The organism is Dokdonia sp. R78006 (genome assembly GCF_042466145.1).
Lineage (GTDB): Bacteria > Bacteroidota > Bacteroidia > Flavobacteriales > Flavobacteriaceae > Dokdonia.
Genome location: NZ_JAXHBU010000001.1, coordinates 551,498 through 564,871 on the forward strand (window position 1 = coordinate 551,498; position 13,374 = coordinate 564,871).

At 36.7% G+C, this 13,374-nt stretch carries 15 protein-coding genes; 12 read left to right on the forward strand and 3 right to left on the reverse strand.

Annotated elements, in window-relative coordinates; genetic code table 11:
* Window positions 1-86: 86 nt before the first annotated feature.
* The 9 genes from SJY37_RS02560 to SJY37_RS02600 all read left to right on the forward strand — a co-directional run bounded on the left by SJY37_RS02560 (window position 87) and on the right by SJY37_RS02600 (window position 5,984).
* On the forward strand, window positions 87-647 hold the full coding sequence (locus tag SJY37_RS02560; protein WP_298329159.1) for a hypothetical protein: 561 nt from the start codon (window positions 87-89) through the stop codon (window positions 645-647).
* Between the two features lie 192 nt (window positions 648-839).
* The gene (locus SJY37_RS02565) at window positions 840-1,403 is read left to right on the forward strand and encodes a TetR/AcrR family transcriptional regulator (RefSeq protein WP_298329162.1); all 564 of its coding nucleotides are present in this window, start codon (window positions 840-842) and stop codon (window positions 1,401-1,403) included.
* 66 nt (window positions 1,404-1,469) lie between these two features.
* On the forward strand, window positions 1,470-2,021 hold the full coding sequence (locus SJY37_RS02570) for a carboxymuconolactone decarboxylase family protein (RefSeq protein WP_013751119.1): 552 nt from the start codon (window positions 1,470-1,472) through the stop codon (window positions 2,019-2,021).
* A 71-nt stretch (window positions 2,022-2,092) separates the two neighbouring features.
* The gene (locus tag SJY37_RS02575) at window positions 2,093-2,821 is read left to right on the forward strand and encodes an SDR family oxidoreductase (protein WP_013751118.1); all 729 of its coding nucleotides are present in this window, start codon (window positions 2,093-2,095) and stop codon (window positions 2,819-2,821) included.
* A 29-nt stretch (window positions 2,822-2,850) separates the two neighbouring features.
* A complete protein-coding gene (locus SJY37_RS02580; protein WP_298329169.1) occupies window positions 2,851-3,165 on the forward strand; it encodes an EthD family reductase in 315 nt (104 codons plus the stop codon).
* 10 nt (window positions 3,166-3,175) lie between these two features.
* The gene (locus SJY37_RS02585; RefSeq protein WP_298329172.1) at window positions 3,176-3,997 is read left to right on the forward strand and encodes a DUF6503 family protein; all 822 of its coding nucleotides are present in this window, start codon (window positions 3,176-3,178) and stop codon (window positions 3,995-3,997) included.
* A gap of 13 nt (window positions 3,998-4,010) precedes the next feature.
* Window positions 4,011-4,679, forward strand: coding sequence for a hypothetical protein (locus SJY37_RS02590; RefSeq protein WP_298329174.1), 669 nt, complete (start codon window positions 4,011-4,013; stop codon window positions 4,677-4,679).
* A gap of 7 nt (window positions 4,680-4,686) precedes the next feature.
* The gene (locus tag SJY37_RS02595) at window positions 4,687-5,331 is read left to right on the forward strand and encodes a DsbA family oxidoreductase (protein WP_298329177.1); all 645 of its coding nucleotides are present in this window, start codon (window positions 4,687-4,689) and stop codon (window positions 5,329-5,331) included.
* Between the two features lie 269 nt (window positions 5,332-5,600).
* Window positions 5,601-5,984 (forward strand): thiol-disulfide oxidoreductase DCC family protein, encoded by a 384-nt coding sequence (locus SJY37_RS02600; protein WP_298329179.1) that lies wholly within the window; start codon window positions 5,601-5,603, stop codon window positions 5,982-5,984.
* 79 nt (window positions 5,985-6,063) lie between these two features.
* Here the strand turns inward: SJY37_RS02600 and yiaA are convergent, their stop codons facing one another.
* Together yiaA and SJY37_RS02610 are read right to left on the reverse strand one after the other, a co-directional pair.
* Window positions 6,064-6,525 carry an inner membrane protein YiaA gene (gene yiaA, locus SJY37_RS02605; RefSeq protein WP_298329182.1) on the reverse strand — a complete coding sequence of 154 codons (462 nt, stop codon included), beginning with the start codon at window positions 6,523-6,525 and terminating at the stop codon, window positions 6,064-6,066.
* A 228-nt stretch (window positions 6,526-6,753) separates the two neighbouring features.
* Window positions 6,754-7,893 carry a hypothetical protein gene (locus SJY37_RS02610; protein ID WP_298329184.1) on the reverse strand — a complete coding sequence of 380 codons (1,140 nt, stop codon included), beginning with the start codon at window positions 7,891-7,893 and terminating at the stop codon, window positions 6,754-6,756.
* A 151-nt stretch (window positions 7,894-8,044) separates the two neighbouring features.
* Here SJY37_RS02610 and SJY37_RS02615 point away from each other — a divergent pair, with 151 nt between their 5' ends.
* The 3 genes from SJY37_RS02615 to SJY37_RS02625 all read left to right on the forward strand — a co-directional run bounded on the left by SJY37_RS02615 (window position 8,045) and on the right by SJY37_RS02625 (window position 12,736).
* Entirely contained in the window at window positions 8,045-9,517 is a 1,473-nt protein-coding gene (locus SJY37_RS02615; protein ID WP_298329187.1) for a hypothetical protein, read from the forward strand.
* A gap of 63 nt (window positions 9,518-9,580) precedes the next feature.
* A complete protein-coding gene (locus SJY37_RS02620) occupies window positions 9,581-12,055 on the forward strand; it encodes a zinc-dependent metalloprotease (RefSeq protein WP_298329190.1) in 2,475 nt (824 codons plus the stop codon).
* Between the two features lie 231 nt (window positions 12,056-12,286).
* Window positions 12,287-12,736, forward strand: coding sequence for a hypothetical protein (locus SJY37_RS02625; RefSeq protein ID WP_298329193.1), 450 nt, complete (start codon window positions 12,287-12,289; stop codon window positions 12,734-12,736).
* Window positions 12,737-12,822: 86 nt separating this feature from the next.
* On the opposite strand, the gene SJY37_RS02630 is transcribed toward SJY37_RS02625, so the two are convergent.
* Window positions 12,823-13,329 (reverse strand): hypothetical protein, encoded by a 507-nt coding sequence (locus tag SJY37_RS02630; RefSeq protein WP_298329198.1) that lies wholly within the window; start codon window positions 13,327-13,329, stop codon window positions 12,823-12,825.
* Between the last annotated feature and the right edge of the window lie 45 nt (window positions 13,330-13,374).

Below are 13,374 nucleotides of genomic sequence, written 5' to 3' on the forward strand. Positions count from 1 at the left end.
GACATCTTACCACCAATCACCACCACCTAAGAGACTGATAACTCAATCTTTATAGCTATTTTTGAACCAACTTAAATAGGAATACTATGGAGGTAATAAAAATTATATTCTTTGCGCTTGGCACTTTTTTTGGCGTTGAAGATAGTACCATTGTGGCAGAAGAAACTGCCGTCCACATTGACATTACAGAACAAATTATAACGGTAGATCAACGGGATGTTTTTGCACTCGTAAGCAATGAGAAAGACAGCCTAAAGATTAGAAACACCCTCTACAGAATAGGCAATGCGCAAGCACAAGAAAAGCGCCTTACCTTAAAGGAAAAGTTTGACACCTACGCTTGGTCCACTTCGGAGATAGTGAGCCGTAAAGAAGCAAAGCAACTTGACATTAAACTCAAATTCAAATATGTTGCTAAGGAGCAGCTGAAAGATTTTGGAATAGACTACGTAGAAAAAGATAGCTCCTATGCTATGATTAATATCCCAGCGTGGAATATCAAAACCACTACTGGAGCACTGCGAGATAATTACTGGTACTTTAAGGATAGTATTTCCTTTACCCTTTCGCCCGCTAAGGATATGCCTAAAAAATACCTTCCTCTTAAAAAAGGCTTGTATAATTACTGGGAGCAGGTAAAACCATAAGCATAGATTTTAAGAATTGTTGTTACGCTTTCGCGAAAGCGTAATTACCCACCATCACTACCTATCACCTACAATCCTCATCATCTATATGATGGGGATTTTCTATTTATAATACGGCTATTACATAAATAATTGTTAAACCCTTTTTAATTACTAAACGGTTGGTTAGTTTTGCACAGTAATAAGAAACAAGTGGCTAGAAAAAAGAATTATGATGAGCGTGAAGTAGTCGAAAAGGCTATGAACCTGTTCTGGAAAAATACCTACGAGTCTACCTCTATGCAAATGCTAGAGAAGGAGATGGGTATTAATAAATTCTCAATCTATGCGAGCTTTGGAAATAAGCACGGTCTGTTTATGGCAAGCTTAGCTTATTACAAAGAAAAGGTAGGCGCTATCATTAAGAAGTTTGCTAGCGGCACAAACGGAGTGCAAGATATCAAGCAGTTTTTTATAGACTCTGTGACCATCATTGACCGTGACGGATCGCGCAACGGATGCCTACTTACAAATACCTATAACGAGTTTGCAGTAAGTGAAGACGCTGTGATTCAAGAAGAGATGAATTCCTTTATGAGTAGTATAAAGGAGCTTTTTATTGAAAAACTGAGAATGGACGGTAGTAAAGATGAAGAAACCATTATGCGAGAAGCAAATTTTCTTTTACTAGCCAAACATGGCCTAGCAGCTGCCTCACGAGTAAACACAACACAAGAGATTGAAGATTACATAGAGATGACGTTTAAAAACATCTAACTATTTTTTTACCCTAAAACTAAACGAACGTTTAGATATAATTAACATAAATTAAAAATTGCTATTATGACAACATTAAAAGTTCACAACATCGAGAGTGCTCCACAAGAGAGTAAGCCATTATTAGAAAATTCTTTAAAGTCTTTTGGAATGCTTCCAGGATTACACGGAGTACTTGCAGAGTCTCCACAGATCTTAAAAGCATACCAAGAACTACATGAGTTATTTACAAACTCTTCATTTAACGCAGACGAGTTAACGGTAGTATGGCAAACAATTAACGTAGAGCATGCATGTCACTACTGCGTACCAGCACACACAGGTATCGCAAAAATGATGAAAGTAGATGACGCAATCATCGAGGCTTTACGTAACGAGACTCCACTAGAAGATGCAAAACTAGAAGCACTACGTACATTTACTTTATCGCTTACACGTAACCGTGGTAACGTTTCTCAAGAAGATCTTACTGCATTTTATGCAGCTGGATATGGAGAAAGACAAGTACTAGATATCATCTTAGGATTATCTCAAAAAGTAATAAGTAACTACACAAATCACATCGCAAACACACCTGTAGATGCTGCATTTGAGAAGTTTGCTTGGGAGAAAAAATAAGTAACTCCCCCAACTTAATTAATAATAAGCCTTCCTCAATATTGCAGGAAGGCTTCTTTAAAACAAATCATATGAGTATTTCAATAGAAAATAAAGTAGCATTAGTCACTGGCGCAAATAGAGGTATTGGTAAAGCGATTGTGGAGTCATTTTTAGACCACGGAGCAAAGAAAGTATATCTAGCGGTACGTGATACAAACTCTACAAAAGAACTAGAAGAAAAGTATGGTGATAAAGTAGTCACTTTACAAGCAGATGTGTCAAACACAGCCTCTATAAAAACACTAGCAGAACACGCTACAGATGTAGATGTAGTAGTAAACAATGCAGGTATAGGGACACCACAGTCTATCATAAGTGATGATGTAGAAGAAGATTTTCTTAATCAGCTACAGGTAAATGCTTTTGGATTAGTGCGTGTTGCAAACGCTTTCGCGAAAACTTTAGAAAGCAACAAAGGAGCGCTTGTACAATTGAACTCTATTGCTTCTATCAAGAACTTCTCTCAACTCTCTACATACTCTGCATCAAAAGCTGCATCGTATTCTTTAACACAAGGAATTCGCACAGAGTTAAGTCCTCGAGGAATTAATGTACTAAGTGTACACCCAGGACCAGTAGATACAGATATGGCAGAAAAGGCAGGTTTTGAAAATGGAGCTACAACTTCTGAAATTTCTGAAGGAATTGTAAGCGCATTAAAAGCTGGAGATTTTCACTTATTTCCAGATGATATGGCAAAGCAGTTTGAAAAAGAATATCAAAACTTTTCTGACAACATCGTAACTTCAGATTTTTAAGAAGTACCATCACACTAAAAACATAGATCATGATAAAAGTATCTGTAATGTACCCTAATAGTGAGAGTGTAAAATTTGACACCGACTATTATAAAAATAGCCACTTACCTATGATTCAAGAATCACTAGGTGACGCACTAAAGGGATTAGAATTAGAAGTAGGAATTGCTGGAAGAGCACCCGGAGAGCTTGCTCCTTATGTAGCGATTGCTCATTTAAAATTTGATAGTGTTGCTTCTTTCCAAGAAAGCTTTGCACCACACGGAGAAAAATTTGCAGCAGATGTTGAGAACTACAGCAACGTGCAAGGAGAATTACAAATAAGTGAAATCATAGCTTTGTAATACACCTCTTTTGAAAATAAATTTTTTAAATATTATAGTTTGTGTACTTCTATTATCGTGTGGAGATAATAGAAGTACTCAACAAACTGAAGAGTCAAAAGAATCTGTAGTGACTTTTGATAACAAAGGTCATGAGTTGGTGTATAATATGGTTCAAAAAGTAGGTGACTACAGAAGCCTATTAGACAAGAAAGATGTCATTTACACATACACCTATAAAACTGCTGATGGTAAAGTAGATGTAGCTACAGAAAAATATTTATTTGACGGAGAGCTATCCTACGGTTTATATGATCAACATGAAAGGACAATTCCCCAACTAGAAGGAGCTATAGAGCAAGGATATGATGGGAATGAGTATTGGCTAAAACACGACGAAAAACTTGTAACAGACCAACCTCTTATTGACAAGGTGATGTTTAATAGACCTACCAATTTATATTGGTTTGCAATGATGCCAAAATTACTAGACCCTAATGTAGTGTATCATTATATAGGAGAGACGGTAATTAATGAAGCAACGTATGACATCGTCAAGGTTTCCTTTAATATACCCAATAAGGAAAATACAGATATATATCAAGTATATATTAACCAAGACACAGGTCTCGTAGATCAGTTTCTTTTTACGGTCGCAGCATACAATGTTATTGATGTTCCTTATTTAATGGAGCTCAAATACGAGTCTATAGACGGACTATTAATTCCTACTCAAAGAAAATATCAAAAATCAAACTGGGATGGTGTTGTACTTAATGGACCTTTTACAGAGGTTACTTGGACTGATATCTCTTTCAATAATAGATTAACCATAAAAGATTTCAAAAAATAAAGTTGCTATCGCTATGGAAAAGTTAAGTGTCGACATAGAAGCAATAGCAAAAAATGCTATTAGAGATGTTTTTAGAACTGATACTAGCAAACCTGGTTTTATTCATATTGATTTAGGTAAAGAATCTTCCTCTAGCGAACTAAGAGCTACCATGGTTGCTCTTAAAAAAGAATTATCTAGCTACACAAAAGCGACTTACGATAGACCTTTAAGCTATCACTGGCTTGTTCGTTTTGACCAACAAGTGAACACACCTTTCCACGTAGATAACGCTGCAAATCAATCTTTTTTGATGCTGGGTTATGAACCCACACCTATACAAAGCGAGCTTTATTTAGGAGACTATCACAAGTATGCTAGAGAATGTATAGATGCTCCAAAAAATTATCTTAAAGATTTTACTCCAGTTTTTGAAAATAATCACGAGCATCTTAAACCGTACATTACAAAAGTGGATACCTTGTCAAATAATTCTTATAGTATTGTATTGATAAATAATAGTGTTCCTACTAATCATAAAGAAACACTAGGTACGTTTCATAAAGCAACAATGCGTTCTCAAGATTTCTCAAAAGAGAGAGTGGTAAATTCTATGATTATGAATATGCTTTCTGAACATGAAGAAGCACTCAATGAACCAGATGAACAGCGCTTTATTACAACTAGCGAAATAAGTAAATAGCAAAGAAATGAAAGAAAAATTAAAAATAGATATTGTCTCAGATGTAGTTTGCCCATGGTGTACCGTAGGTTACAAACGCTTAGAAAAAGCAATATCAGAACTTGGCATTGAAGACCAAGTAGAGATAGAATGGCAACCGTTTGAGTTAAATCCTCAAATGCCTGCCGAAGGTCAAAATGTAGATGAGCATATTACAGAAAAATATGGATCAACTGCAGCGCAACAAAAAGAGTCTAAACAACGACTAGTAGATGCTGGAAATGAGCTTGGTTTTACGTTTGACTATTTTGACGATATGAGAATTGTAAACACTTTTGATGCGCACGTACTATTAGAGTATGCAAAGAAATTTGACAAGCAAACAGCATTAAAAATGCGACTTACCGCTTCTTACTTTAGTGAGCGTAAGGATGTATCACAAAGAGAGGTCTTAAAACAAGCACTTCTCGACGTTGGCTTAAATGCAGAAGAAGGTATGGCCTTACTTGAAAATGAAGAAGCTCGTTATGAAGTAAGAACACAGCAAGGTTACTGGAAGAACTTAGGTGTAAATTCAGTTCCTACCATTGTTTTTAATCGAAAGAGTGCGGTTACTGGAGCACAACCTGTAGATTTATTTAAGAAAGTACTCTCAGAACTTATTGCAGAATAAGAGAACAAACATACTACTCTTTGAAATTCGCTTTTCCCTAAAAGCATTTTTAAAGAACATAGAACCCGTACATAATGCTCAAAAAGCATCTTGTGCGGGTTTTTACTTTTGATGCTGCGTGGATGTATTCAAGTAATTACGCTTTCGCGAAAGCGTAACAATACCACTACCCTAGTACTTCCACTCAATTTTTAAAACTATTTTCTCTTCTCCATGAAAAGAAACCACCTCAACTCCGACCTATAGCTGAAGAACTTAATATCATCGCTATGGAACCTTTACAAGAAAAAAGCATAATTATATTTGACGGAGCTTGTAATCTCTGCAATGGTGTTGTGGGCTGGCTCCTTAAATTTGCACCAAGCGAATTGTTTGAATGTATCGCCTTTCAATCTCCAAAAGGACAGCATATTTTAAAAGAATATGGAAGACCTACAGATCGATTAGATACAGTAATGCTTATTGAAAATCAAGAACTACATACACATTCTGATGGGTTTTTAAAGATCATTTCTAAAATCCCAAAATGGAAATCGGTAGCAGCACTACTTGCATTTATCCCAAGAATCATACGTGATTTCATTTACAATACTGCTTCTCGTAATAGACTTAAATGGTTTGGTGCTTCTTCATCTTGTACCATCAATATTTAATATAGAAACCCAACACTCCCTAAGAAGCATTGGGTTTCATCAAACAACAAAAAGCGACACCCGTAGGTGTCGCTTTTTGCTAGTTGTCATTAATACTATCTATAAATTTTACATCTCTCGTATTCTTTTGCACCGCTATGGCCGAAAACAGACTTAATGTAAAAGACATTCCATAAAATCCTTTCTCACTTAATTCTAGATCTGCATTCCATAAACCTACAACGAGTAATAAGATAGAGACGATGGTGACAAACCAACTTATACCATAATAAATATCTGTTACTGGGACTCCTTCTAGTCTATCTCTCACGCTTTTTTGTACAGATACTACGGCAAATAGTCCAAATAATAATACCGTAAAGTAATACCCCTTTTCATTAAGGTACATATCTGCATTCCATAGTCCTACACAAAATGAGATCATCCCGACAAATAACGCACTCCATGATGCACTTATAAAAGCTCCCGTAGGTTTGTTTGAAAATGGTTCTTGTTTTTTATTCTTCTTTTCTGTTACTGGTGTTTCAAATTGATTTTCCATAATAGTTGTTGTTTGTTGTTGTTTAATTGGTAATTCTGATATTCTAAAAAGCTTCCCCCATCCCTAAAGGGTGGCTTTTCTAATTGTAAACCTGATTTTCTCCCTTTAGGGTTGGGGTAAAAAAATCTCATTTTCTAAAAAGCTTCCCCCTCCCTAAAGGGTGGCTTTTCTAATTGTAAACCTGATTTTCTCCCTTCAGGGTTGGGGTAAAATCCTGATTACCTCCCTTTAGGGCTGGGGTGAAATATCGTCTTTAATGATCTCCCCTTCAATTTTCTCTTCCGTTGTTATCTCCATAATGTGATCTCCGCAAGAGTAGCAGTGTGGTAGGTGTGCATAATTTGTAGTTTCACAGCTGTTACAATCTTTAAAGAGTTGGAGACCGCAGTGGCGGCAGTAGTTGGTTACTTTTAGACTTCCCGCCACTCCTTTTTTACCTCCGCTCTGGTGGAACTCATTAATAAGGTAATCTTTACCACAGCTAGGGCACATATGGTTTTCTAATGCTTTCTCGGCAACTTCTTCTTTTATTTGCTTTGATCGCTCTTGAGTAGATTGTTGTAAGTCTTCCTTCTTGCGTTTTATAAATGATTGTAGCGATCGTATTGCATACACTCCTAGAAAGAGAGAAAGTAAAATCCCAATAGTATATCTCACATAACCTCCGTAGCTAGGTAAGTACGGCACTAGACCTACAAAAAAACCGTAGAAAGAAAAGAATACAAAACCACGATATAGCGGCCAGTACGTATGCTTTCTTTTCTTTACAAGCATCCATAAACCTAGCAGCAGTATAGGAAGCACAAATAGTAGACGTTTTAAAAAAATGCTCAGCTCATAACTTCTCACGGCATCATCGTGTAAATTGTACACTACCTCCATAGCCTCCTGCTCTTGCAAGCTATAGACTGCCTGTGTATTTCTTAATGTTAAGATAGCGGCTGCATAAGCAGATTTTTCTTTCTCATAAGATTGTATCACATCTTGAATGGAATCCATCGTTAGGTTGCGCTTTCGCACCTCGGCATCTACTGTAGATGATTGCGTAGCTGTACGTGTAGAAATCCAAGATTTAAAAGAGCGCTGCTCTTGAGATAAGGTAGTTTTGTCTAACTCAAGATTTATTTCTAAAGCTTCCTGACTACGGTATTGTTCATTAATTGAATCTTGTACGGTGCTGTATAGCTTTCTGTAAGTAGCGACATCTGTTTGCGATTCAAAATTTTCTATCGTAGGACGATTATCAGATTCATCAATATCCCAGATAATTCTATTTGCAAGTCCTATTAAAAATGCAGCCAGTAATATACTTATGACGTAGTGTACTACGGTTGTCGTTCTTGACAGTTTTTTGTTGTTAAATTCCATGACCTTGTTGTTTGATTACAGGGCAAAGATGCAGTGATGTAGCAGATAATAAAATCTAACATTTTAATATTACTTATGATATAAATAGAAATACATATCATTAAATACCTATATTTATTAATCTTTGAACAAATAAAACTTACGATTTAAAATGGATATAACAGCTATTATACAATCTTTCTCTACAGAGGACAGTAAGTTATTCAAGGCCTATTTACGTTCAAAAAACAGAAGAACAGACACAAAGAATCTCACATTATACAACCTTATAAGAAAGGGAACTCCTCTCAAGGAGATAGATATTCTGCTCTATGGGAGTGCAAATCGTAATGCGTATCATGCGCTATCAAAAAGGCTACAAGACAGTCTCATTGATTTTATAGCCACTCAAAATTTTGAAAATGAAACCTCAGATGATATGCAGGTTTTTAAATGGATACTCGCGGCTCGTATTCTTTATGAGCAAGATCTCCATAAACCAGCTCAAAAACTTTTAAAAAAGGCAACTCAAAAAGCAAAAGAGCTTGATCTGCACACGGCACTTATTGAAAGTTATCACACCCAGTTCCAGTACAGCCATCTTCATCCAGAGGTAGATTTACAAAAGCTCACGCAAGCCGCACAACAAAACCAGCAGCGATTTATACAGCAAGAACAACTCAATATGGCATATGCACACATCAAGCGTATACTCATATTTGAAGAGCATCTATTAAAAAAAGGAATCCAGAAAACGGTAGAAGAGATACTCGCTGCTTTTCATATTGAAATCAACGAGACGTTCACCTTTAAATCCCTGTACCAGCTGCTTGAAATCATAAATACTGCAGCGCATTTAGATCACAATTTTGGGGACGCTCTACCTTTTATCACACATACCTACAATCTGATAAAGAAAAAAGACATCATTCAAGAAAAGCAGCGCTTTTATCACATCCAGGTGCTCTACTTTATGGCAAATGCTCACTTTAGAGTGCGCGATTTTGAGCAGGCAACGCATTACCTCTCGTTAATGAACACTGAGATGAATGCCGAAAATGGAAAGTGGAAATCCCGCTTTCGCGAAAATTTGCTTCTCATTAACTCCTTCGTTTTAAATTACAGTGGTAACTCCTCCCTGGCAATTGCAGATATAGACAACCACATCTCAACAACAAAACAGAAAGTTGATCCAGATATATTGCTCGCACAAGTAGTGTTTCTCACACAGCAAGGTGAGTACAAAGCCGCTTTAAGTACGCTCAATAAATTTAAACATACCGATAGCTGGTATGAGGAACGACTAGGAATAGACTGGATGATTAAAAGAGATTTACTCTCATTGATTAATTATTATGAGCTAGAATATATTGATCTAGTTCACTCACAACTACGTAGCTTCAAAAGAAAGTATAAAAAAATCATCCTTTCCGAAGTGAGACTGGAACGCTTTATAAAAGTATTTAGCCAGATTTTTAATGATCCGACTATTGTGAAGAAGGCAAATTTTCGCGAAAGCGTAATGAGTCAATTTACTGTAGATTCCCTAAAAGATGAAGATATTTTTATGGTGAGTTTCTTTGCCTGGATAAAGGCTACGCTAGACGGATCAAAACTTTATGAGACCACACTTGCCATGTTGTGATTTTCTTAACAATATAGGGAGTCGCTGGTCTGTACCTTTTACCCACCAAAAAAGGTCAACCGAATGAAAAGAAAATTATCCTATGTGATGGCAACCCTATTTGCCATTACTATCGCAAGTTGTAGCACGTCACAATCTAAAGTTGCCAGCAAGGCAAGTGCTTCAAAATCAAAAGCAAAAGACAGTAAAAATGCCATTAAACCTTATGGCAAAGTCATCACAAAAGACGCAAAGACTGATGAAGGTCTTTTTACCGTACACAAACTAGACGACAAATATTTTTATGAGATTCCAGACTCACTTATGGGTCGTGAGATGCTCATGGTTACTCGTATTGCAAAAACTGCTGGAGGCTTAGGCTTTGGTGGTGGAAAACAAAACACATCTGTGTTACGCTGGGAAGTAAAAGACAAGAAAGTATTATTACGTGTGGTATCACACCAAGTATATGCTGCAGACTCACTTCCTATCTCTGAGGCTGTAAAGAACAGTAACTTTGAACCTGTATTATATGCTTTTGACATTAAAGCGTATCATAAAGACAGTGTTTCTGGTTCTAGAAATACAGTAATTGATGCAACTGGTCTTTTTGAGAGCGATGTAAAGCCGCTAGGTTTACCACAAAGAAGCCGTAAAGGATTAAAAGTAACAAAGCTAGATACTAAGCTTTCTTACTTAGATACTATAAGAAGTTACCCAGAAAACATAGAAGTACGTAGTGTAAAAACGTACGCTTCTTCTGATGCACCGTCTAATAGTGCTACGGGAGTAATATCTCTATTAATGAGTAACTCAATGATTTTACTACCTAAAGAGCCTATGCAACGTCGTATGTTTGACGAGCGTGTAGGATGGTTTGGACGTGGTCAAACAGATTATGGAATTGACGTTCAAAAAAGTAAAACAGTGCGCTACCTTGACCGCTGGAGACTTGAAGTAAAAGACGAGGACATGGCTGCCTTTAATCGTGGTGAGCTTGTAGAGCCTAAAAAGCAGATTGTTTACTATATAGACCGTGCTACTCCAAAAAAATGGATTCCATTTATCAAGCAAGGTATAGAAGACTGGCAAGTAGCATTTGAAGCTGCAGGTTTTAAAAACGCCATCATCGCTGCCGATCCTCCATCTGTAGAGGAAGATCCAGACTGGAGTCCAGAAGATGTACGTTATAGTGTAGTACGTTACCTAGCTTCTCCTATTCCTAATGCAAATGGACCTCACGTAAGTGACCCACGTTCTGGAGAGATTTTAGAAAGTGATATTAACTGGTACCATAATGTAATGACATTATTACACAACTGGTATTTTGTACAGACTGCAGCTATCAACCCAGAAGCTCGCAGTAACGAATTTAAAGATGAAATCATGGGACGATTAATTCGTTTTGTGAGTTCGCACGAAGTAGGTCACACACTCGGACTTCCACACAACATGGGAAGTAGTGTTGCTTATGCGGTAGATGATTTACGTGATCCTGAGTTTACTAAAAAATATGGAACTGCACCATCTATCATGGATTATGCACGTTTTAACTATGTAGCTCAACCAGGAGATGGTGATGTAGCTTTAATGCCTAACATAGGTATTTATGATAAATATGCTATCAACTGGGGTTACCGCCCTATCCCATCTGCAAAAAGTGCAGAAGATGAGAAGAAAACACTAGATAGCTGGATACTTGAGCATGCTGGAGACCCTATGTACCGTTTTGGGAGACAACAAAGAGGAGTAATTGATCCTAGCTCACAAACAGAAGATCTAGGTGATGATGCTATGAAAGCAAGTGCATATGGTATTGCAAATCTTAAACGTATCGTACCTAACCTTATCGAGTGGACCGCAGAAGAAGGTCAAAACTACGATGAGCTAGATAAAATGTATGGTCAAGTATTATCACAATACAACCGTTACATGGGCCACGTTGCTGGTAACGTAGGTGGTGTATATGAAATGTACAAAACGTATGATCAAGAAGGAGCGGTATACACACACGTACCTAAAGCAAAACAAAAAGAAGCATTAGATTTCTTACAGACACAACTTTTTAACACACCAGAGTGGTTACTTGACAACAACATTTTTGACAAGATTGAAAATGCTGGAAGTGTAGAACGTGTAAGAGGCTTCCAGACTAGAACACTTAACAACCTTCTAGACTTTGGACGTATGGCTCGTATGCTTGAAAATGAAGCTATGAACGATGCAGATGCATACTCACTGGTTACTATGATGTCTGACTTAAGAGCTGGTTTATTCTCAGAGTTGAGAAGCCGCCAGGCGATAGATATTTACCGTCGTAACTTACAGCGTGCATATGTAGAACGTCTTGAGTTTATCATGACAGAAGATCAAAGTGGCGGTCGTTTCTTTAGCGGGACTAGAGTAAATGTAGGTCAGAGTGATATACGTGCCGTAGTACGTGCAGAGCTTAAAGATCTTAAACGTGATTTACAAAACAACAGACTTAGAGAGCGTATGAGCCGCATACATGCAGAAGACCTTGTAGAGCGTATCAACATGATACTTGACCCTAAGTAATAATTACAATAGCTTACTTATTAAAACACCCAGCAATCGTATGATCGCTGGGTGTTTTTTTATGGTTCATTTTTATGAGACTACTCTCTTATAGAAGATGCTTGATAGGGTTACGCTTTCGCGAAAGCGTGCTTCGATAAAATCATAATAAAGTCACAAAAAAGTATAATCATTAAACCTTCCTCTTTTTTTAAGGTCATATAAGTGTTCAACAATTAAAAAGTAAAAAAGATGAAAAAGTTAATGATGATGTTTCTAGTACTTGCGACCATATCAATGTCTGCACAAAGAGGTCCAAGGTCTGGAGAAGAAAGAAGAGGTAATGACATGACTGCAGAACAAGTTGCTACACTAAGCACAAAGAAGATGACACTTGCACTTGCCCTAGACGATAACCAGTCTAAAAAAGTGTACACCGTACTTCTTGATCAAGCAAAAGATCGCAAAGCGATGCAAGCAAAGCGCAAGGCAAATAAAGAAAAGCCAGAGCTTACAAAAGAGCAACGTTACGCAATGCAGAATGAGCGTCTAGATAAGCAGATTGCAATGCAAGAAAAAATGCAAAGCATCTTATCTGAAGATCAGTTCAAGCAGTTTAAAAAAATGAATGCTAAGAGAAAAGGAAAGCGTGGTGACAAAGGAAAAAAAGGTCACAAAGAATCACGCAGAGGGAATAAATAATTTTGATTGATTGGTTTATTTTTAGATTGAAAACGGCATCCTTGATTGGGATGCCGTTTTTTTATTATAGTGATTTTGATAAATGATTATGGTTGTTCTCCTTCTAGAATTTTTGAGAAGTCAGTTATATCTGCTTCTGTATATTCTCCAACTCTCAACATAAATGAACCCTTTTCATTAATCATCATAAGAGCATAACAATGTCTTCCACTTTTTAAGTTAAACGTTTTGGTGAAAAAATCATCCTTGTCCTCATAAAAGTCTTTTCTAGACTTTGTAAGCTTTCTTAATAGATTATCTTCAAGCGAGATGTAAATATTTGTGACATTTTTCAATGCTAATTTCCTATAAAACTCATCATTCCAATCATTATCAATTACTCGATATTGATTGCGCGGACAAGTACTTAAAAAAGTTTTAAAATTAATAATAAGCTTGGTTTCTGCTTTCCAATTATAGTTTTGCTTCAGAAATGCCAGTTTATGTTCAGGTATGGAACCTTCAAAAACAAATTCACTTCTTCTATCTACTTGTGCATGGCCTTCAATTGAGAAAGAAAACAATACAAGAACTAATACGATAATATTTTTCATGTCTATAAAATGAGATAAAAAACTTATTTAAGATTGAGAGCTACA